Genomic DNA, 20,865 nt, shown 5'->3' on the forward strand with positions numbered 1-20,865 from the left:
CCCGCATGCCCCAGGCCCCGGCCGGCCAGCCCGCCGGGGTGCAGGTCGGGGGGTCGCCCATGCCCGATCAACCCGAGTACGGCACCAGCCACATCAGCATCGTCGACGCCTTCGGCAACGCGCTGGCCATGACGACCACCATCGAAGCCGGCTTCGGCTCGCGCCTGATGGTCACCACCGACCCGGCACGCCCGGGGGGCTTTCTGCTCAACAACGAGCTCACCGATTTCAGCCTCGCGCCGCGCGACGCCCAGGGCCGCCCCATCGCCAACCGCGTGGAGCCGGGCAAACGGCCGCGCTCGTCCATGTCGCCGACCCTGGTGTTCGACCAGGCCAGCGGCGAACTGCTGATGAGCGCCGGCAGCCCCGGCGGCGCACTCATCATCCACTTCACCGCCAAGACCCTGCATGGCGCGCTGCAATGGGGCCTGACGCCCCAGGCCGCCATCGACCTGCCCAACTTCGGCACCACCGGCGGCCCGCTCCTGCTCGAAAAAGGCCGTTTCCCTGCGCCGGCGGTGCAGGCCCTGCGTGAGCGCGGCCACACCGTGGAGGAGCCGGAGATGACCAGCGGCCTGCAGGCGCTCCAGCGCGGAACGCAGCGCGGCCAACGCGTCTGGCTGGGCGGGGCCGATCCCCGCCGCGAGGGCATCGTCGCGGGGGACTGATCCCTGACGGGCCATCGGTCAAAATAGCCCGGTGGCGATCCCCCAGACTTTCATTCAGGAACTGCTCAACCGCGTCGACGTGGTCGACGTGGTGGGTCGCTACGTGCAGCTCAAGAAGGGCGGCGCCAACCTGATGGGCCTGTGCCCGTTCCACGGCGAGAAATCGCCCTCGTTCAGCGTCAGCCCGACCAAGCAGTTCTACCACTGCTTCGGCTGCGGGGCCAACGGCAACGCCATCGGCTTCCTGATGGAACACGCCGGCATGAGCTTCATCGAGGCGGTGAAAGACCTCGCCCAGCAGGCCGGCATGCAGATTCCCGAAGACGACGCCTCGCCGCAGGACCGCGAGCGCGCCGCCCAGCAGCGCCAGAAGCAGGCCACCCTCAACGACGTGCTGGAGAAAGCCGCGCACGCCTACGCGAAACAGCTCAAGACCTCGCCGCGCGCCATCGACTACCTCAAGGGCCGCGGCCTGTCGGGCCAGATCGCCAAGACCTTCGGCCTGGGCTACGCGCCCGAGGGCTGGCGCGCGCTGGCCAGCGTCTTCCCCGACTACCAGGAACCGCTGCTGGTCGAGTCGGGCATGGTGATCGAGCACGAGGACGAAAAAGGCGCCGACGGCCAGGCCAAGCGCTACGACCGCTTCCGCGATCGGATCATGTTCCCGATCCGCAACGTCAAGGGCGAGCACATCGGCTTCGGCGGGCGCGTGCTCGACAAGGGCGAGCCCAAGTACCTCAACTCACCCGAGACGCCGGTGTTCAGCAAGGGCCGCGAACTCTACGGCCTGTTCGAGGCCCGCACCGCCATCCGCGTCGCCGGTTATGCGCTCGTCACCGAGGGCTACATGGACGTGGTCGCGCTGGCCCAGCTGGGCTTCGCCAACGCCGTGGCCACGCTGGGCACGGCCTGCACCCCCGACCATGTGCAGAAGCTGCTGCGCTTCACCGACTCGGTGGTGTTCAGCTTCGACGGCGACGGCGCCGGCCGGCGCGCCGCGCGCAAGGCGCTCGACGCGGCCCTGCCTCTGGCTACCGACACGCGCAGCGTCAAGTTCCTGTTCCTGCCGGCCGAACACGACCCGGACAGCTTCATCCGCGCCAACGGCGAGGCAGCTTTCGCGCAATGCGTGAAAGAGGCCGTGCCGCTCTCGCGCTTCCTGCTCGAATCCGCCGGCGCCGATTGCGACCTCACCAGCGCCGAAGGCCGCGCCCGCATGGCCAGCCAGGCGCGCCCCCTCTGGAGCGCCCTGCCCGACGGCGCGCTCAAGCGCCAGCTGCTCGGCGAACTCGCCACCGGCATCGGCATCGGCAGCCCCGACCTGCTGCAGCTCTGGCAACAGTCGGGCGGGAACGGCCCGCGCAAGCCGCGCGCCCCCAGCCCGGCCCCCGCACCGCAAGGCCACGACGACGGCTACTACGACGGCGGCGGCGGTGCCAGCGCCTCCTATGTCCCGGACCACCCCCAGGAGTCCGGCGGCGGTTATGGCGGCGGGGGCTACAGCAGCGGGGGCGGCAGCGGTAAAAGCTATGGCGGCAAAGGCTACGGCAAATGGCGCAAGGGCCCGCCACCCCCACCCCGCATGCTGGGCACGCGCCGCGCCGGTGGCAGCCGGGCCGACCGCGCGGTGGGCCTGCTGCTGGCCAACCCGCATGCCTGGGACAACCTGTCGGCCGATGACCACGCCCTGCTGGCCCACCTGCCGGCCCCCCACGGCCAGGTGTTCGGCTGGCTGGAGGCCCAGCTCCACGAACACGGCCACCAGCCCTGGGCGGCCATGCGCGAAGCCCTGCGGGGCAACGAGCACGAGGCATTTGCCTGCGTCCAGGTCGAGCAGGCGACCATGGGCGCCGACCCGGAAACCGAACTGTCCGAACTGACCGACGTGATGAACCGCCTGCGCTGCGACGGCCTGGAGGAGCAGGCGCGCCAGCTGGCCGATCGCGTGGCCCGGGGCGACACCAGCGCCATGGAGGACTACAAGCGCGTCAACGCCCAGCTGCTGGCCCTCAAGAGCAGCACACCAGCCTGACAAAAAATCCGGGTCAGCGGTATAATCCAAGGTTTTGCACCGCAAGCGCGACAGCAGCACCTCCGGCACCGGCCCGGCCCCTTGTTCGGGGCTAGATGGAACACCTTTCCTGGCCACCTCGGCGACCTCCCCCGCCCGATGGAACCCCGCAAGGACTGCACACCAAATGTTCGCCCCACAGCTTGCAGGCCTGCCCTTTCCGGCGAAAGGCAGGCGTTGTGCCCAACAAAATCACCGGGACGGACCGCGCCGCGCGGCCTTTCAGGCGTTTTGTGTGTTCTGCCGGTTCCAGTTCGACATTTTTTTGAGGTCCCCATGCCCGCGAAGAAATCCAGTACGTCTGTTGCGTCCAGCACCAAAACCGCCAAGAAGGCCAGCGCGAGCGCGGCTGCTCCGGTTTCTCCCCCGAAGAAAGCCCCCGCTGTGACCCAGAAGACCCCCGCCGCCAAGGCCGCGCCCGCCAAGAAGTCCGCCGCCAAGTCAGAGGCCGAACTGCTCGAAGAACCCGCGAAGAAGAAGGCCGGTCGCCCGGCCAAGGCCGACACGGGCGACAAGCCCGCCGCCAAGCGCGGCCGCAAACCCAAGGCCGCCGCCAAGGGCGGCAAGGCCGATGCGGACCTCGACGATGCCGACCTCAGCGACATCGAGGACGACCTGACGGGTGACGAGACCGAAGTCGAAGCGGTGGACACCACCGCCGCGCAGACGACCGAGAAGGTCAAGCCCCTGCGCATGAAGATCAGCAAGGCGAAGGAACGCGCGCTGATGAAGGAATTCGGCCTGGACGAGACCGTCCTGTCCGAAGAAGAAGCCCGCAACCGCCGCGAACGCCTCAAGACCCTGATCAAGCTGGGCAAGACGCGCGGCTACCTCACGCACGGCGAAATCAACGACCACCTGCCCGACAAGCTGGTGGAAGCCGAGACGCTGGAAGTGGTGGTCTCGCTGCTCAACGACATGGGCGTGGCGGTCTACGAACAGACCCCCGACGCCGAAACCCTGCTGCTGAACAACACCGGCCCGACCGCCGCCACCGAAGAGGAAGCCGAGGAAGAAGCCGAAGCCGCCCTGTCCACGGTGGACAGCGAATTCGGCCGCACCACCGACCCCGTGCGCATGTACATGCGCGAAATGGGCACGGTGGAGCTGCTCACGCGCGAAGGCGAAATCGAGATCGCCAAGCGCATCGAGGGCGGCCTCAACGACATGATGGCCGCCATCAGCGAGAGCCCCGCCACCATCGCCGAGATCCTGGTGATGGCCGAGGACATCCGCGAAGGCAAGGTGGTCATCTCCACCGTGGTGGACGGCTTTGCCGACGCCGACGAAGCCGATGACTACGTGGCCGAAGAAGACTTCGACGACTACGACGAAGCCGACGACGACGACGGCAAGGGCGGCTCCAAGGCCCTGACCCGCAAGCTCGAGGAACTCAAGCGCGAAGCCCTCTCCCGCTTCGACAACATGCGCACGCTGTTCGAGAAGCTGCACAAGATCTACGACAAGGAAGGCTACGGCACGCCGGGCTACCTCAAGACGCAGACGTCCATCACCGAGACGCTGATGTCGATCCGCTTCACCGCCAAGGCGATCGAGAAGCTCTGCGGCACCATGCGCAGCCAGGTCGACGACGTGCGCAAGAAAGAGCGCGAGCTGCGCCGCATCATCGTGGACAAGTGCGGCATGCCGCAGGAAACCTTCATCAAGGAATTCCCGCCCAACCTGCTCAACCTCAAGTGGGTCGAGAAGCAGGCCGCGGCCGGCAAGCCCTGGAGCGTCGTCATCGAGCGCAACATCCCGCCGGTGCAGGAACTGCAGCAGGGCCTGATCAACATCCAGGCCAGCGTGGTCGTGCCGCTGACGCACCTCAAGGACATCCACAAGCGGATGAACCAGGGCGAGTCCACCTCGCGCGACGCGAAGAAGGAAATGATCGAGGCCAACCTGCGCCTGGTGATCTCGATCGCGAAGAAGTACACCAACCGCGGCCTGCAGTTCCTGGACCTGATCCAGGAGGGCAACATCGGCCTGATGAAGGCGGTGGACAAGTTCGAGTACCGCCGCGGCTACAAGTTCTCGACCTACGCCACCTGGTGGATCCGCCAGGCCATCACCCGCTCGATCGCCGACCAGGCACGCACCATCCGCATCCCGGTGCACATGATCGAGACCATCAACAAGATGAACCGCATCTCGCGGCAGCATCTGCAGGAGTTCGGCTTCGAGCCCGATGCGTCCATCCTGGCCGAGAAGATGGAGATGCCCGAGGACAAGATCCGCAAGATCATGAAGATCGCGAAAGAGCCGATCTCGATGGAAACCCCCATCGGCGACGACGACGATTCGCACCTGGGCGACTTCATCGAAGACCAGGCCAACACCGCGCCCATCGAGGCCGCGATGCAGGCCGGCTTGCGCGAAGTGGTCAAGGAAATCCTCGACAGCCTCACGCCGCGCGAAGCCAAGGTGCTGCGCATGCGCTTCGGCATCGAGATGTCCACCGACCACACGCTGGAAGAAGTGGGCAAGCAGTTCGACGTGACACGCGAACGCATCCGCCAGATCGAAAGCAAGGCGGTGCGCAAGCTCAAGCACCCGAGCCGCTCGGACAAGCTGCGCAGCTTCATCGACACGCTGTAAGCGGCGGTCGATCAACAGAAAAAAGGGAGCCTCAGGCTCCCTTTTTTCATGGTGGCGCGAGCGTCAAGCCTCGCGCGAGAATCGCCATTCAGGCAACAGGCTCAGCAGCCCCCTCGACCGAAGAAGGGCTGGCGCAGGGACGTTCATCCTCGAGCAAACTCCAGCAGGCACTGGTCCTGCCCCAGACCTGTTACCTCAACATTCAACTCCCGGAGATCCGCCAACACGTCTTCCCGAGCCTGCGCACGCAAGTCAGTGGCATTTGAATCCTCGTCCACGGCAAACAGCACATGCTGTGGCAACAGGCCGCGTTTGCGGAGCTGGGTCACCCTCAAAACCCACTGTCCCCCGTGATCAATGATCCGGGCTGGATCAGACTGGCTCAGCGTTAGCGCTTTGATGGCCCTCACTGGCGTTTCGCCCTCCATCTGGACAAATGGGAATTGCGCGTGATACTCCTCGTTGCCCACGCGAGCCGGCTGAAAGCGCTTAGCCAGATTCGCGCCCTTGAGCACCTGCCTAATATTGCGCTCCAGCACCTGCTCGCGGTACTCGCGAGTCACAAAATTGCGCTCGACGTAGTAGCCATACAGGTCCCGCAATTTGGCCTCGGGATCACCGGTCAGCACCAAACGCCCCTCCCCAAAACGCAGAAGACTCGCGCGCGGCTTGATCAGCTCAGTCCACAAGGCCCACGTGGCCTTCTCGTCCATGCTGCCCAAGCGACGGTCAACCCCGTTGGCTTTGAAGGCGCCACTCACCCGTTCCAGCTCTTCACGAAGATCACGCATGAACGCGCGATAGGTGGCAACTTCCATCTGCTCAAAGAAGTTGGTGATGCGGCTGGTGCGGTTACCCAGCAGGCGAAAGCCAAAATAGCGTGCTCGGGGCGCGAACAGCACCACACCCACATTGGCAAACTCTTCCGTCTCCACGAACGGCATGAAGCGCACGATCGCGTAATGGCATGCGGTTTTCATGGTGTGAGATTCCAGAAGGTTTGCTCGTTACGGCAACGTTCCAACGTCGCCACCATTTCCGGTAAGTTCCATGCGGCCGGTACGGTCTGTTCGGCGTCAGCAAAGCGCCAAGCCTCTGGAATGGTAGCGCAGACATCCTCCAGCGAACGGAGGGCCGCCTCAAAGCCCTCCCGCAACTGCTGACGCGCGACCCCGTCGGAAGCCAGTAGCCGGAGATCCGCCGCGAACACGTGAGAACTTAGAAACTGTTCTGCATCAAAACCCGCTTCAAATGCCAGATTGTGGTCAAACACCACCACTTCGCCCCCATCTGCTCCCTGACGCCATAGCAAATTGGGGTTCCCTCCCAGGGCCGACAACGTGCGATCAGCGTTGTGAATCCACCAGTCAAAAGCCGCTATCAAGGCTCTCAGTCGTGCCGGAACATGCTGCGCCATGCTCCAAGCAAAGTCACTTGCCTCAACCCGACGCGAAGCAAACGCCACACCAGGAACCAAATCCGTCATCCACTCACCCAACCGTGGATCACACAGCTCTTCGGGTACCTCCGCCAGTGAAAACTCGGGAATTGGTACGCCCACTTCGCGGGCCATGTTCGCAGAAAGCCATTCGGCCACCAGCTCTCGCTTGGGAAGTCCACCACTTTTGACGAAGTAGAAGTGTCCGTCGTCACAACGGCACACATAGGGCGCTGTCTGTCCCTGCTCTGCCCGCTTGATGACCTCTTCTATGACGATCATTTGGCCGCCTCCGCCTCCTGCAACGCCCTCAACGTCCGCCCCTGCGCGTCCTGCCACTCGGTACGACCGTTGGCGCTGCGGCCCAGTACCACGGCTGCGGCGGTGCTGGGCGAGCTGAAGCTGTAGTCCTGCGTGAAACGATACCAATCGCCGTCAAGCGCCAACACCCCTGTCGATATCAATTCCTGCCGAAGATCAAACATGCCCCTCACATGCAGAGCCATGGAAGGCACCGCCTCGGCTGCCGCCCGAGAGCCAACCGTCACCACAAAACCCTGACTGGCCTCGTAGCCTGTGGCCACCACGCCCTTGCCCTTGCAGGTAAGCAATGGCGCAGCCTTGGCAACCGCGGCCTTGGGCGCCTGCTCGAACGCGTGCACCCCCAACACCGGCAGCATGCCCAGCATGTGGGACAAAAACACCTCCATGTCGGCTCTGTCACCTTCGCTCAGGCTGGGCTCTGTGGGCTGATTGGCGTTGTCCAGCGGCATGCGCTTGGCCGCACGGGCCAACGCGATCAACCGCGCCTCCAGAAACTGCACATGCGCCTTGTTCAGCAGCCCGGACGACGTGGTGGTGAACCCGATGGCGCGAGCCCAGAAATCCTTCTGGGCGTAGTGGCTCTCCAGTCGAGGCCGAACAGGGTCGCCCTCGCCCACATAGAGCATCTCGCCCTCGCCGTCTGGTCGAGGCCCCAGCAACAGGTACACCCCAGTCTGCGCCAGCTCTGAGCGCAACTTGACCTGCGGCAGCAAGGCACGTGGGAACACCAGCGCCTTGCCAATCCAGTTGGACTTTTCGACGATGCGCAAACCGTCAGGGTCGCCATCGGCCACGAAGATTCGGAGCGAGAAAGGGGTCATGACATCTCTTGAAGCAGCTCGCGGATGCATCCCCGCGCGAGAGCAATGGGCACGGCCGGTGCCCTTCCGGCGAAAGGCATTCTAGATGGCGGCAGGCAAGGTCACGACCACCGACAAACCCGGTTGCGCGTTGCGCACCGCCAGCGTCCCGCCGTGCGCCTGCGCCACCAGCCGGCACAGGTACAGGCCCAGCCCCACCCCACCGGCGCTGCGCGTGCGCGCCGTGTCGGGGCGGAAGAAGGGCTGGCCCAGTTGGGTCAGCTGGTCCTCGGGCACGCCGGGGCCGTGGTCGCGCACCTCGTATTCAACGCCCTGCCCCGCCGGTCGCACGTACAGGGTGACGGGCACCGGTGCGCCCGCGCTGTGGCGCAGCGCGTTGTCCAGCAGGTTGCGCAGCAGCAGGCGCACGCGGATGCGGTCCAGCGGCATCTCGGCCGGCTCACCGGCGACGTGCAGCGCGATGCCGCGTGCGGCGGGCTGGATGGCCGCGAGTTCGTCGATCACTTCGCGCGCCAGCGCGGCCGGGTCGGTGGGCTCGCGGTGCAGCGCGGTGTGCCGCCCGGCCAGGCGCTCGCTCTCCAGCAGGTCGCTGATCAGGCGCGCCATCTCGCTCAGGTCGCGCAGCAGGGCCTCTCGCTGCGGGGCGATCTCGGCGCCCTCGGGCAACAGCTCGGTGTTCAGGCGGGCGCGGGTCAGCGGGCTGCGCAGTTCGTGGCTGATGGCCAGCAGCAGGGCGCGCTGGGCGTCGAGCATCTGCTGGATGTCCTGGCCCATGGTGTTGATGGTCGCGGCCAGCTCACCCAGTTCGTCCGGTCCCCGGGGGTGGCGCACGGGAATGGGCTGATCAAACCGGCCCGCGCCGAAGCGCAAGGCGCCCTGGCGGATGTCGTCGAGCGGGCGCAGCAGGCGGCGCACGTACAGAAAGGCCAGCAAGGTGAGCACCAGCAGCGCGATCAGCGTATAGCCCACCAGCCTGGGGCGGCGGTCGAACACCGCTTCGTCGACGCCGAACTCCAGGCGGTGACCATCGGCCGTGGTGCGTTGCAGCAGTTGCTGCCACTCCTGGTCGTCGCCCCAACCGGCGTCGTCCTGGCCCGGCTCGTGGTTCCAGGCCCGGTCGCGCCGCCAGTGCAGGCGCTGCTGGTTGGGGTGCGAGCGCCAGTTGACCTGCGGCCCGGCGATGTCGATGGTGAGCGGCAGGCGCTGCGTGAGGGCCTTCGCACGCTCGACGCTGGGGCTGCCGCCGGCGGCGACATCGGCCGCCAGGCGGTCCACGTAGTCCATGAGCAGCGGGCGGGCCGCCTCGCGCCAGCCGACCGCGAAGGCCTTCTGCACGCCGCTGATGAAGGTGAACGACATCGTCATGGCCAGCAGCAGGAACACCATCACCATGCGCAGCTTGAGCGAGCAGCGCAGCGCATGGCCGGCGCGGCGGTACCAGGGCCGCGGCGCCGTCATGGCGAGAGGCGCCGCAGCGCCAGCGAGTAGCCCGCGTTGCGCAGGGTCTTGATGCAGTCCAGCGGTTCGAGCTTCTTGCGCAGGCGGCTCACCACGATGTCGACCGCGCGGGTGTAAAGGTCGGCCTCGTGGCCGCGCAGCTGGTTGAGGATGTCGTCGCGGCTGAACACGCGCCCGGCCTCGCGCGCGAGCAGGTGCAGCAGGTCGAACTCGGTGCTGGTGAGCTCCACCACCTCGCCCTCGCGCCACACGCTGCGGCGCGCCGGATCGATGGTGAGGCCGTCGAACACCAGGGTGCCTGGCTCCACCGCGCGGGCGGGCGCGGCCGGCGGGCCGTTGCCGCCGTGGCGCCGCCGCAGCACGGTCTGGATGTGCGCCACCAGCTCGCGCGGCTCGAAGGGCTTGGGCAGGTAGGCGTCGGCGCCCAGCTCCAGGCCGACCACGCGGTCCATCACATCGCCACGCGCGGTGAGCATCACGATGGGGATATCGCTTTCCTTGCGGATGGTGCGGCAGAGCTCGAAGCCATCCATCTCGGGCAGCATCACGTCGAGGATGGCGGCATCGAAGGCTTCGCCGCGCAGGCGCGCCAGGCCCTCGCTGGGCCGCAGCGCGTGCGTCAGCGCCAGCTCGAAGCGCTGGAAGTATGTCGCCAGCGGCGGGCCGAGCTGTTCGTCGTCGTCAATGAGCAGAACGCGGTGCATGAGGCATTGTCACACCGCGCCCAGGGCGCGGTGGCGCACGATGAGGCGGCGCAGCCGCTGCTGCGCGCCACGGTCCAGCCCGTCGAAGCGGTCGGCCGCCGAGAGAATGGCCGGCAGCGCCGGCACGGCTTCGGTCGGCTGGCGGCGCGAGAGGCGCGCCCACAGCCCCAGCGCGTGCTCGCGGTCGAAGCGCGGGCCCCAGACCAGGGCCAGCAGCTCGTCGTGCGGGTCGTCCACCCCGGCCAGCAGCGCCGGGCCGTGGTCGCGCAGGCGCTGGGCGATCGGTTGCAGCGCGGGCGACATGGCGGTCATCCCACTCAGCCGCGCGAGAACCAGCCGTGGCGCTTGCCCATGCGCTCGCGCACCTCGGCCTGCTGCGTCGGGTTGAGGCTGTCGTAGAAGTCCGCCAGGGCGTTGATCACCTCGGGGCTGCTCACCTGCACCACGCGGGTTTTCTCGTCGAGCAGGTTCAGGGCGCGGGCGCGGTCGAACTTTTCGCCGGCGATCAGCGCCTTCATTTCACCGCGCGGGTTCGTGGTCTGGCCGATCAGGGCCGTGCGCTGGGCCTGCACCTTGTCGGCCAGCACGTTGAGCTTCTGCTGCTGTTCGGCATTGAGGTCGAGCTTGCTGGTGATGCGGTTGACCACCTTGCCGCGCACCTCGGCGATCTTCTCCGCGCTCATGGGGGCGCGCTCGCGGTGGCCACAGGCGGCCAGGCTGCCGACGGCGATGGCCACGCCGGTGAAGGCCAGGAGGGAGCGTTTGATCCAGGGTTTCATGACGGTGTCCTTTCAAAGGGACTGTTGAACATGACCGTCATGGTGCCGGGCGCTCTCCCCCACGTCGTCTCACGAGGGTTTCGCTTTGTATCGGTATTTTTCAGCCCCGCCGCGCGCGCTCCAGAGCGAAGGGCCTCGTCCAGGGCTCCCACGGATCCGGCTCCGCCGGTCCCAGGGAGCGCCCCCTGGGGGGTCGCGCGAAGCGCGGCGGGGGGGTCAATAAACCTCAGTGTCGACTTCGCGGTTCGACTGCTCGTTGTACCGGTTGCCGCTCACCGTCTGCTGGTTGATCAGCGCGTCCAGTCGGGCCAGGGTGGCCGCGTCCAGCGCCACGTCCGACGCGCCCAGGTTCTCGCGCAGGTGGTCTTCGCGCGAGGTGCCCGGGATGGGCAGCACGTCCGGCCCCTGGTGCAGCAGCCAGGCCAGTGCGAGCTGGGCCGGCGTGCAGCCGACCTCGTTCGCGATCTTGCGGTACGCGGGCAGCAGCTTGAGGTTGGCGGCGAAGTGATCGGGCGCGAAGCGCGGCATCGCGCGGCGGATGTCCTTGGCGTCGAAACTGCTCACGTCCAGATCGGGGCCGCACAGGTAACCGCGCGCCACCGGGCTGAAGGCCACGAAGGTGATGCCGAATTCGCGGCAGGTGTCGAGCACCGCGATCTCGGGGTTGCGCGTCCACAGCGAGTACTCGGTCTGCACCGCGGCGATGGGGTGCACCGCCTGCGCCTTGCGGATGGTGGCGGCCGACACCTCGGACAGGCCCAGGGCCTGCACCTTGCCCGCGCGCACCAGGTCGCTCATCGCGCCCACGCTGTCCTCCACCGGCACCTGCTTGTCCCAGCGGTGCAGGTAGTAGAGGTCGATCACGTCGGTCTTGAGGCGGCGCAGGCTGTCTTCGCAGTTCCTGCGGATGGCCTCGGGCCGGCCGTCGATGACGCGCTTGACGCCGTCGTCGAACTGCACGCCCGCCATGCCGCCCTTGCTGGCCAGCGTGAACTTGCTGCGGTGCTTGGACAGCACGTTGCCCACGTGCGTCTCGCTGGCACCGAACCCGTAGAGCGCTGCGGTGTCGAAGTGCGTCACGCCTTCATCGAAGGCCGTGAGCAGCACGCGCTCGGCCTGCTCCTTGGACACGGGGGCACCGTAGGCGTGGCAGATGTTCATGCAGCCCAGGCCGATGGCGCTGACGCTGAAGGGGCCCAGTTGGCGTTGCTTCATGGAGGTCTTTCCGGAAAAAGGGTTCAGGGACTGGCTTCGGCGATGGCCGAGGCCAGGTCATCGAGCGGTGCGGCCAGCTCGCGCTGCCACCACCGCCCATCATCGGACAAGGCCACGAAGCCCAGCCGCGCGTAGAGATCGGCCACCACGGCGTTGCGCGCGCTGGCCAGGTATTCGCCCACCAGGGTCGATGCGCCCTGCTCACGGGCCCATTGGACCAAGGTGCGCAGGATGAAGGCCTCGGCGGTGCGCGAGAAGACGCGGCAGCTCAGCAGCCAGCTGTCGATGCGCAGCGCATCGCCTTCGCGCACCGCGAGCAGCGAGCCGACCAGGCCGTGATCGCCAAACCGGTCCTTCAGGTGGAAGGCCAGCGCGAGCCGGTCGGGCTGCTGCATCTGGGCTGTGAGCTGCGCCTGGGTGTAGCGCCGCGTGGTGAGATTGAACTGGTTGGTCTTGAGTTCCATCTGCGCCAGCCGGGGCAGGTCCTGCGCGAGCGCGGGCGCGGCCCGCCCCTGCATCGCCAGGCCCGCCAGGTAGCTGCCAATGTCGGCCGACGAGGTCGCCTCCGCGCGCGCCTGGCGCAGCGCGGCATAGGCGGCTTGGCGGCCATGGTCCACCTCGGTGTAGGCCTGCTGGTCGAACCAGTGCCCGGCCTCCAGGCGCTCGATGAACTGCGCCGGGTCGGCACCGATGTCCACCACCGCCACCTCGGGCAGAAGCTGCTGCACCAGCGCCCGCTCGGCCGGGTTGTCGTCCACGAACACGATGGCGTCCAGCCCGAGGTTGAGTTCCTGTGCGATGCGCCGCAAGCCGGTGGCCTTGTCGTCCCAGCTGCAGACGAAGGCGGCGAAATCTTCGCGGCGCAAGGCGCTGTCGGCGTGCTCGAAACCGGTGGCGGCGATCTCGGGCGCGTTCTTGCTGCAGACCGCGAGCACCACGCCGCGCTGCGCCAGGCCCGCGAGGTGCTGCTGCCAGGCCGCGAAGGCCTCGCCCTTGCCGCCATGGGCCGGCCCCAGGGCGATGCCGTCGAGACCGTCGTCGCCGATGGTGCCGCCCCACAGGGTGTCGTCGAGGTCGAGCACCAGCAGCTTGCGGGTGCGGCCCGTCGCGGCCCGCCAGGCGCCGCGGAACCAGGGCAGGTAGTCCGGCAGGAAGCGCGGGTCGAAGCCGAGCTTGCCGGCGTGAAAGAAGCGCGGTGCCGACCACGCGGCCAGACCGACGCCGGCCGCGAGCCGGTCGGCTTCCAGCCAGGTCACGCGGCCCGCGCCGGCATCGATCAGCGCCTCGTTGAGGGCCTGCACGCGGCGCGCGGTCGAGGCCGGCGATCGGCGGTCGGCCATGCCCCGCCATTGCACGGACGGCGGCACGAACAGGTGCTGGATGATGCGGCAGCCGCGCGCTTCCAGCGCGGCCCAGATCGCCTCGAACGCCTGCACCTGCCGCGCGGTGTCGGCCGCGACCGCCGCGGCGTCGGCCTCCAGCGGCAGGGGTTCGAGGGCCTGGCGCCAGTCGGGCACCAGCACCACCACCTCGGGCTTGAAAGCATGCAGGGCCGAACCGCCGTCGAGGCATTCCTGGCGCATCACGCCGTACGGTGCGGCGTGCACCCAAGCCAGCTCGCCCTCCTGGGCGATGGCGCAGGCGATGGCCTGCCGCAGCAGATCGGGAGTGAGGTCGGCGGCCAGCGCGACGCGCCGCGCGGCGCCACCCTCGGCCGCGAGCGCCGCGATGTCCGTTGCGCAAGCCATCAGCTCGGGCAGCGGCGGCCGGGCCACCGCGGCCAGCCGTTCGCGCACCGCTTTCAGGTTAGGGCCTGTTAACACTATTTTTCCAAGTGCGAAGGGGTTGAGAACAGCGCCCATCTAGGCGCGCGACGACGGCCAGGCTGGACGCCTGGCCTGGGAGTGCAACGACGAGGGGCGCTGTTCTCAACCCCTTCCCTGCGGGTTGCGGCCAAAAAGGCCATGCGCCGCGTTGCGAAGCCTCGCCGGGCCGCCCGGCCCGTCTGCGTTTCGCGCCTTGCGCATGGCCTTTTTGATCCGCAACGCATCTTGGAAAAATAGTGTTAACAGGCCCTAGACATGGCGGGCGATGACCTCGCGCACCGCGCTCACGGAGGTCAGCTGCTCGATGTCGCTGTTGTCGAGCGTGATGTCGTAGGTGATCTCGATCATGCTGGCCAGCATGACGGTCTTGAGGCTGTCCCAGGACTCGACGGTCTCGGTGCCGTCGTCGTCACGGAGGGCATCGGCGGGGATCTGCAGCACCGAGGCGATCAGGGCGCGGACTTCAGGCATGGGCGGTTTTCTCGAAGGACGGTGGAAGGAAGCGCGCCAGTATAGGGACGGGACACCTCACGACGGCAGCTCCAGCGCCACCGCCAGGGCCTCGCCGCCGCCCATGCAGAGCGTGGCCACACCGCGCCGCGCGCCGCGACGCTCCATCGCGTGCAGCAGCGTGACGACCATGCGCGCACCGGTGGCGCCCACGGGATGCCCCAGCGCGCATCCACCGCCATGGACATTCACACGGTCCAGCGGCACGCCCAGCGCCCGGCACACCGCCAGCAGGCCGACGGTGAAGCCTTCGCCAATCTCCCACAGCTCGACCGAGTCGATCGGCCAGCCGGTTCTGGCCAGCAACTTGTGCACCGAGCCCACCGGCGCGGTGCTGAACTGCTGCGGGGCCTGCGCGTGCGAGGCGTGGCCCCGCACCAGCGCGCGCACCGGCCACGCTTGCGCGCTGGCGTGCGAATGGCGCGTGAGCACGAGAGCGGCCGCCCCGTCCGACAGGGGCGAACTGGTGGCGGCCGTGACCATGCCCTGCGGGCCGCTCAAGGGTTTGAGCTCGGCAAACTTCTCGGGCAACACCTGGCTCACCGGCTCGTCGTTCGCCACCACGCGGCCATCGACCAGGCGCACGGGCACGGTCTCGCGCAGGAACGCTTCGCTCTCCTGGGCCGACCGCGCACGCTCGAACGAGCGCAAGGCCTGCGCTTCCAGTTCTGCCCGCGTGAAGCCCTGTTCGACCGCGGTGGCGTCCGCAAAGTGGCTCAACCCGGTGGGTGTCGACGCGGCGCACGCGTCCTGCATGACGTCGAACATCAGGTGGTCCAGCAGGCCCGCGCGGTGCGCGCCGCGCTCGCGTCCCAGCAGCAGCGGCGCACGGCTCATGTTCTCCATGCCACCGACCAGCACCGTGCGCAGCGTGCCGACGCGGATCAGGTCGTGCGCCACCATCAGCGCCTGCAGGCTGGACCCGCAGACCTTGGAGAGTGCCGTGCACGGCACAGCGTGCGCGAGGCCTGCGTGCAACGCGGCCTGGCGCACCGGCACCTGACCCAGCCCGGCCACGGCGGTGTGACCGAACAGCACCTCATCGATGTCTGCCGCCGTCGCACCGCCCTGCGCCAACGCGCCTTGCATGGCGATCGTCCCGAGCGTGGTGGCGGGTATGTCCTTGAAGGCCCCCTGGAAGGCACCGATGGGCGTGCGCGCCGCAGCGCTGATCACCACCGGATCGTCGTTCATGGACAGCACCTCACCAACTGGTGTCGTATTCGATGTTGCGCTGGATGTACTCGTAGAAGTTCCATTGCTGTGTCCCCCATCGGTAGGTGGCGTCCGCCTGCCAGAAGCGCAGCTGCAGCGATTCGGCGACCAGCGGATGAATCGGGTTCTGGTGCCCGCCCATGTCCCAATGCACCGCCCCCGCAGCCAGACAGGCCTCGGCCCGTGCGGCACTCCCGCCCAGCACGGGGCGCGCCTGTTCGGCCACGCGGCGCGCCAGCTCGGCCACACCTTTGCCCGACACGTGCCCGCTGGTCCAGAACAGGTGCTCATCGCGGAACCGCTCCAGCACGTAGTCGGACAACTTCACGTCGCTGATGGCGTCGTAATGCTGCATGCGGGCGATGTCGCGCTCCAGTCGCACCTGCATGTTGGGCATCTTGCGGTACGACAGGTCCATGTACGCCGCCACCGCCAGCGGCCCCGTCAGACCGGACTCGGCAATCTGCAAGGCAAGCATGTCGCCATACGGATACCGCTTGAACACGGGATACGACGGATCGTGCCGCTCGCGCGTCTCCATGCATTCGAAAGGCCAGCCGCAGAACAGCATGAAGGTGGGGTAGCGGATCACCGGGCAGCTGGCGGGCAGGCGTGAGGTGAGCACCTCCAGCGCGGGGTTGTTCGTGCGGTCCTCGACCTGGCGCAACACCAAGGCCACATCTTTCAAATCTTCGTCCGGGATGATGGGCGCCGTGAGCTCACCCGGAACGGGGTGGTTGAACGCCACGACGAAACGGTAGTCGTCGTTCAAGTCATCGATCGCGCTGAGCGCCAGCGCCAAAGGTCCGGCCTGGCAATTGCCATAGACCAGCACGGTGCGCGCACGTTCGCTGCGCCCACCGAACACCATGGCGTAAGGCGAACGTTGCGGTTTTTCAGAAGATTTCTCGTGCTCCATGCCAGCTACTAATATGAAAGCAATCAACCGTTTATTCACGGTAACCGCAGGCAACCAAACGTGTATTATCGATCGCGATTTTCACCCTAACTCAGGAGGCTGGACCCCATGCGTGTGCCGCAGACCCCATCACTGCGTATCTCTGCCGTGGCGCTCGCCACGTTGAACGTCTTTGGCACCGCCGCGTGGGCACAGGCTTCCAGCAACCAGCCGCTGGAGCGACAGGTCGACGAGGCCTTCCGCCAGTCGATGCGCGCGCCCGCCGATGCCGCGGCCAGTGAACGCTACGTGCGCCTGCTGGCGCAGTCGGGCAACTACGAAGGCGCGATCGCCGCGCTCGAACGCCAGTTGCTGGACCCGAACGCACCGGCTTCCACCCGCCTCGACCTGGGCATCCTGTATTACCGGCTCGGCTCGTACGACATGGCCGCCGGCCTGCTGCGCCGTGCCATCGACGACCCGCGCCTGGACGCGGCCCAGCGCAGCCAGGCCGAGGCCCTGCTCAAGGACATCGGCCAACGCACCCGGGTCTCGCGCCTGGACGGGCAAGTGATCCTGGGCCTGCGGGCCCAGAGCAACCCCACCGGCCGCAGCGACAGCGCCACCCTGCTGGCAGGCGGCGCGCTGGTCAACAACCCCAACCGGCCCGACAGCGACACCGACGTGCAGGCCACCCTGCGCCTGGACCACCAGTACGACCTGGGCCTGCAGAACGAAGCCACCCTCGTGAGTTCGCTGACGGCGCAGGTCGTCAAGTTCAGTTCCTCGTCGGGCAGCACGCTGCAGGCCAACCAGACCGACCCGTACAACCTGGCCTTGCTCGAAGTCACCTCCGGCGTGCGCTTCAAGCCCTCGCCCAGCGCCGCGCCGAGCCTGACGATCCGGCCTTACCTGGTCGCTGCCGGGCTGGTGGCGCAAGGCCACCGCTACCTGAGCAACCACGGCGCGGGTGTGGAGGCGGCCTACAGCCTCAACGACCGCACCCTCATCGACGGTGGCTACGAGTACCGCTACACCGACTACGCGACCCGCATCGACGTGCCCGCCGCGGACGACCTCAGCGGCCCCAGCAACCTGCTGCGCGTGCGCCTGACGCGTGAACTCGCGCCCGGCCACGTGCTCAGCGGCGAGCTGCGCGCCCGTTCGCAACGCACCCAGCTGCGCATCTACGACCACGACAGCCAGGAAGTCCGCGTGACCTACGTGCGCAGCTACGCCAGCCCGCTCAAGAGCGGCGGCCTGTGGAGCACCTCGGTCTGGGGCGGCGTGCTGCGGCGCAGCTACGACGCGGCCGACCCGGCGGTCGATGCAGGCACCGCGCGCCGCGACACCGAATGGCGCATCGGCGTTGGCCAGACCGTGCCGCTGTCGGACGCCTGGTCGCTGCTGGTGCAGCTGGAGCACATGAAGACCAACGCCAACCTGCCCAACAACGAGAACAAGAACACCTCGCTGTACCTGGCGGCCGGCTACCGCTTCTGATGCCCATGCAAGGCCCCGCACACCCCCTTTCGACCGCATTCCCGAGGACCCCGAAATGACCCCGCCGATTTCCAAGGACTGGTGGCTTGCCGCCGCACTGTCGACCGCCACCGTGCCCGCGACCATGGCGCAGAGCCCCACGGCTGCGGGTGGCGCCGGCAGGACCGGCGTGGTGACGGCCGTCGCCCCCGGCGGCAAGGTCACCGGCAACAACGAGCTGATGGTGGTCGGCAGCAGCGTCGTGCCGGGCCAGCGCCTGCGCACCGATGGCGGCGGCCCGATGCATGTGCTGTTCATGGACCAGTCGGCCCTGACCCTGGGCCCGGATGCGGAACTCACCATCGACGAATTCACCTTCGACCCGGGCACCAAACAGGGCCGGATCCGCCTGGGCCTGGTCAAGGGCGTGGTGCGCGTGGTGGGCGGCCAGATCAGCAAGAACACCGCGACCACGATCACGACGGCACACGGCAAGATCGAGATCCTGGGTGGCATCGCCGTGGCCGAAGACAATGGCAACCGCACAACGGGCACCTTCCTGTTCGGCCAGGGGATGACCCTGACCGACAGCAACGGCAACAGGCAGACCATCACCCGGGCCGGCTTTGGCGCCGACCTCACGGGCAACACCTTTACCGAACCCAGGCGCGTCTCCGCCGACGTCCTCAATAGCACGTTGCAGCGGCTGGAGAGCCGCCCGAATACGGGCAATACGGCCTCGAACCCGCCCCCCGCCCCTGCAGGCCAGTTGATCAGCACCGGCAACACGCCGGGCGGCGCGAACAACCCCGGCTCGACGCTGGCCAACGACCGTCTGAAAAACGTGGTCGACAGCGTCACCAGCGCCAATCCGTCGAACGCGCTGCGAGACCTGCTAGGCACCGTTCAGGTTCAAAACCAGTCCTGACCGAGGAACGGCCGCGCCCCTTCCACAGACCGGCGGCTCGCCTTGGCGCAGCCGCCGGTCTTTTTTGCATTGATCCGCCACCATGCGCGTCCTGTTCGTCTCCACCTACCCGCACCTGCCCGACATCGTCGGCGGCCTGCAGACCACCACCCACGACCTGTGCCTGGCGATCTGTGCCATGGGCGCCGAAGCCGCCGTGCTCTGCGGCCAGCGAACCGCCCCCACCGATGACACGGACGCCCCCGCCACGCGCGACGACAGCCTGGGCTACCCGGTGCTGCGCTCGCCCCGGCCGGCGCGGGATCTGGCCGCCACCGCGACCCGCTTCGACGCCGACGTCATCGTCGTCCAGAACGGCACCACCCTGACCCCGGTGGTGCTGGCCGCCCTGGACACCGGGCGGCCCACCGCCGTCTACCTGCACAACGTCGAAACCAGCCAGCTCGGCGGGCACCTGGTGGCCGACCCGTCCCTGCTGTACCTGGCCAACTCGGACTTCACCGCCCAGCGCTGGCACGACCTCTACGGCCTCGACTGCGCGGTGATCCCGCCCGTCGTCTCGCCGCAGGACTACCTGGCGGCGGGCACCGGCGACAAGGTGCTGTTCGTCAATCCCACGCCCATCAAGGGCGTGGAGCGGATGTTCGAGCTGGCGGCGGCCTGCCCCGAGCTGCCCTTCCTCGTGATGGAGAGCTGGCACCTCGACCCCCACTGGCGCGCCCACTGCCAGGCCCGCGCGGCACGGCTGGGCAACATCGAATGGCGCGGCCCGAGCGCGGCCATGCACGAGGTGTACGGCCAGTCGCGCGTGCTGCTGATGCCGTCGGTGTGGGAAGAGTCGTTCGGCCGCGCCGTGGTCGAGGCCCAGCTCAACGGCCTGCCGGTGCTGGCCAGCCGCCGTGGCGCGCTGCCGCAACTGGTGGGTGACGGCGGCGCGGTGCTGGAGCCGCACGCCCCCGTCGCCGAATGGGCCGCCGCGCTGCGCCGCCTCTACGACCCCTTCGCCACCGCCGAGCGCGATGCCGCGCGGCGCCTGGGCGCGGCGCACGTGGCCGGCACCACCACCACCGTGGCGCGCCTGCTGGGCCTGCTGCAACTGCACGCCGCGCAGACGGGCGGGCGCGAGCCCGTGACGGGCCAGACCGCCGCACCGCCATCCGTGACCAGCGCACCCGCCGTGCACGAGATCCCGCCGCGCCAGCCGCGCCGCGAAGACTGCATGTTCTACCACTCGTATACCCTCGCCGACGGCGAGGAGGTCAGTGGTCAATGGGACCTGCGCCCCAACACCGCCCAGTACCTGGGCGATGTGAACTTCGCGGGCCGCTCGGTGCTCGAGATCGGGCCGGCCAGCGGCTTCCTGTCGTTCCACATGGAAGCCGCCGGGGCCCAGGTCACCTGCCTGGAGCCGCCCATGTCGCACCTGTGGGACGTGGTGCCGCTCGAGGGCTTCGACCCGAACTGGCGCGAGTCCTTCTCCCACCACATCGAAGGCGTGCGCAATTCGTTCTGGTACGTTCACCAGCAGCGCCACTCCCGAGTGCGCATGATCGAGGGCGATCCCTACGCCCTGCCCGAGGACTGCGGTCCCTTCGACGTCGGTCTGCTCGCCGCCGTGCTGCTGCACTGCCGCCGCCCCTTCGACATGCTGCAGAGCGTGGCCCGGCGCACGCGCCGCACCATGATCGTGACCGACGCCTACGACGCCTCGCTCGGCCCGCGGCCGTTGGTGGAACTGAAACCGCACCGCGACGTGCCACAGGTCGACACCTGGTGGCAGTTCACACCGCAGTACATGGTCTCCGCGCTGGGTCTGCTGGGCTTCACCGAGGCGCGGGTCAGCCTGCACGAGCAACGGCAACCCGGGCTCGACCGCATGGTGCCCTTGTTCACCGTGGTGGCCGAACGACCCGGGGTGTGAGCGCTT

The 20,865-nt window shown here is 68.0% G+C and carries 18 protein-coding genes; 6 read left to right on the top strand and 12 right to left on the bottom strand.

What is annotated here, in order from left to right:
• The 3 genes from AC07ZS_RS10265 to rpoD form a co-directional block, all read left to right on the top strand.
• The coding region (locus tag AC07ZS_RS10265) for a gamma-glutamyltransferase (protein ID WP_494798499.1) at positions 1-668 on the top strand (668 nt) is incomplete at its 5' end.
• Positions 669-699: 31 nt separating this feature from the next.
• Positions 700-2,700, top strand: coding sequence for a DNA primase (dnaG, locus tag AC07ZS_RS10270; RefSeq protein ID WP_494798500.1), 2,001 nt, complete (start codon positions 700-702; stop codon positions 2,698-2,700).
• Between the two features lie 315 nt (positions 2,701-3,015).
• Positions 3,016-5,340, top strand: a complete 2,325-nt coding sequence (rpoD, locus tag AC07ZS_RS10275; protein ID WP_494798501.1) for an RNA polymerase sigma factor RpoD — start codon at positions 3,016-3,018, stop codon at positions 5,338-5,340.
• 143 nt (positions 5,341-5,483) lie between these two features.
• Here the strand turns inward: rpoD and AC07ZS_RS10280 are convergent, their stop codons facing one another.
• From AC07ZS_RS10280 to AC07ZS_RS10335, 12 genes are all read right to left on the bottom strand, one after another.
• Positions 5,484-6,320, bottom strand: a complete 837-nt coding sequence (locus AC07ZS_RS10280) for a DUF3037 domain-containing protein (protein ID WP_494798502.1) — start codon at positions 6,318-6,320, stop codon at positions 5,484-5,486.
• A complete protein-coding gene (locus AC07ZS_RS10285; protein WP_494798503.1) occupies positions 6,317-7,060 on the bottom strand; it encodes a HipA family kinase in 744 nt (247 codons plus the stop codon). The genes AC07ZS_RS10280 and AC07ZS_RS10285 overlap by 4 nt, the downstream gene beginning before the upstream one ends.
• Positions 7,057-7,923 (bottom strand): GIY-YIG nuclease family protein, encoded by an 867-nt coding sequence (locus AC07ZS_RS10290; protein ID WP_494798504.1) that lies wholly within the window; start codon positions 7,921-7,923, stop codon positions 7,057-7,059. The genes AC07ZS_RS10285 and AC07ZS_RS10290 overlap by 4 nt, the downstream gene beginning before the upstream one ends.
• A gap of 81 nt (positions 7,924-8,004) precedes the next feature.
• Positions 8,005-9,381: a sensor histidine kinase gene (locus AC07ZS_RS10295; RefSeq protein ID WP_494798505.1), complete on the bottom strand. Its 1,377-nt coding sequence runs from the start codon at positions 9,379-9,381 to the stop codon at positions 8,005-8,007.
• On the bottom strand, positions 9,378-10,085 hold the full coding sequence (locus AC07ZS_RS10300) for a response regulator transcription factor (protein WP_494798506.1): 708 nt from the start codon (positions 10,083-10,085) through the stop codon (positions 9,378-9,380). The genes AC07ZS_RS10295 and AC07ZS_RS10300 overlap by 4 nt, the downstream gene beginning before the upstream one ends.
• A 9-nt stretch (positions 10,086-10,094) precedes the next feature.
• Entirely contained in the window at positions 10,095-10,388 is a 294-nt protein-coding gene (locus AC07ZS_RS10305; protein ID WP_494798507.1) for a hypothetical protein, read from the bottom strand.
• Positions 10,389-10,402: 14 nt separating this feature from the next.
• Positions 10,403-10,864, bottom strand: a complete 462-nt coding sequence (locus tag AC07ZS_RS10310) for a Spy/CpxP family protein refolding chaperone (protein ID WP_494798508.1) — start codon at positions 10,862-10,864, stop codon at positions 10,403-10,405.
• Between the two features lie 216 nt (positions 10,865-11,080).
• Positions 11,081-12,079: an aldo/keto reductase gene (locus AC07ZS_RS10315; RefSeq protein WP_494798509.1), complete on the bottom strand. Its 999-nt coding sequence runs from the start codon at positions 12,077-12,079 to the stop codon at positions 11,081-11,083.
• Between the two features lie 23 nt (positions 12,080-12,102).
• The gene (locus AC07ZS_RS10320) at positions 12,103-13,902 is read right to left on the bottom strand and encodes an HAD-IIIC family phosphatase (protein WP_494798510.1); all 1,800 of its coding nucleotides are present in this window, start codon (positions 13,900-13,902) and stop codon (positions 12,103-12,105) included.
• A gap of 252 nt (positions 13,903-14,154) precedes the next feature.
• Complete coding sequence (locus AC07ZS_RS10325; protein ID WP_494798511.1) at positions 14,155-14,376, bottom strand: acyl carrier protein; 222 nt, start codon at positions 14,374-14,376, stop codon at positions 14,155-14,157.
• 57 nt (positions 14,377-14,433) lie between these two features.
• Positions 14,434-15,609, bottom strand: coding sequence for a thiolase family protein (locus AC07ZS_RS10330; protein ID WP_494798512.1), 1,176 nt, complete (start codon positions 15,607-15,609; stop codon positions 14,434-14,436).
• A 10-nt stretch (positions 15,610-15,619) separates the two neighbouring features.
• Positions 15,620-16,549: a WcbI family polysaccharide biosynthesis putative acetyltransferase gene (locus AC07ZS_RS10335; protein ID WP_494798513.1), complete on the bottom strand. Its 930-nt coding sequence runs from the start codon at positions 16,547-16,549 to the stop codon at positions 15,620-15,622.
• A 108-nt stretch (positions 16,550-16,657) separates the two neighbouring features.
• Between AC07ZS_RS10335 and AC07ZS_RS10340 the strand changes: the two genes are divergently transcribed.
• The 3 genes from AC07ZS_RS10340 to AC07ZS_RS10350 all read left to right on the top strand — a co-directional run bounded on the left by AC07ZS_RS10340 (position 16,658) and on the right by AC07ZS_RS10350 (position 20,859).
• Positions 16,658-18,031, top strand: a complete 1,374-nt coding sequence (locus AC07ZS_RS10340) for a surface lipoprotein assembly modifier (RefSeq protein ID WP_494798514.1) — start codon at positions 16,658-16,660, stop codon at positions 18,029-18,031.
• A 55-nt stretch (positions 18,032-18,086) separates the two neighbouring features.
• Complete coding sequence (locus AC07ZS_RS10345) at positions 18,087-18,938, top strand: FecR domain-containing protein (RefSeq protein WP_494798515.1); 852 nt, start codon at positions 18,087-18,089, stop codon at positions 18,936-18,938.
• An 82-nt stretch (positions 18,939-19,020) separates the two neighbouring features.
• A complete protein-coding gene (locus tag AC07ZS_RS10350) occupies positions 19,021-20,859 on the top strand; it encodes a glycosyltransferase (protein ID WP_494798516.1) in 1,839 nt (612 codons plus the stop codon).
• Positions 20,860-20,865: the final 6 nt, after the last annotated feature.

It is taken from the genome of Hydrogenophaga sp. GW456-12-10-14-TSB4 (genome assembly GCF_059424305.1).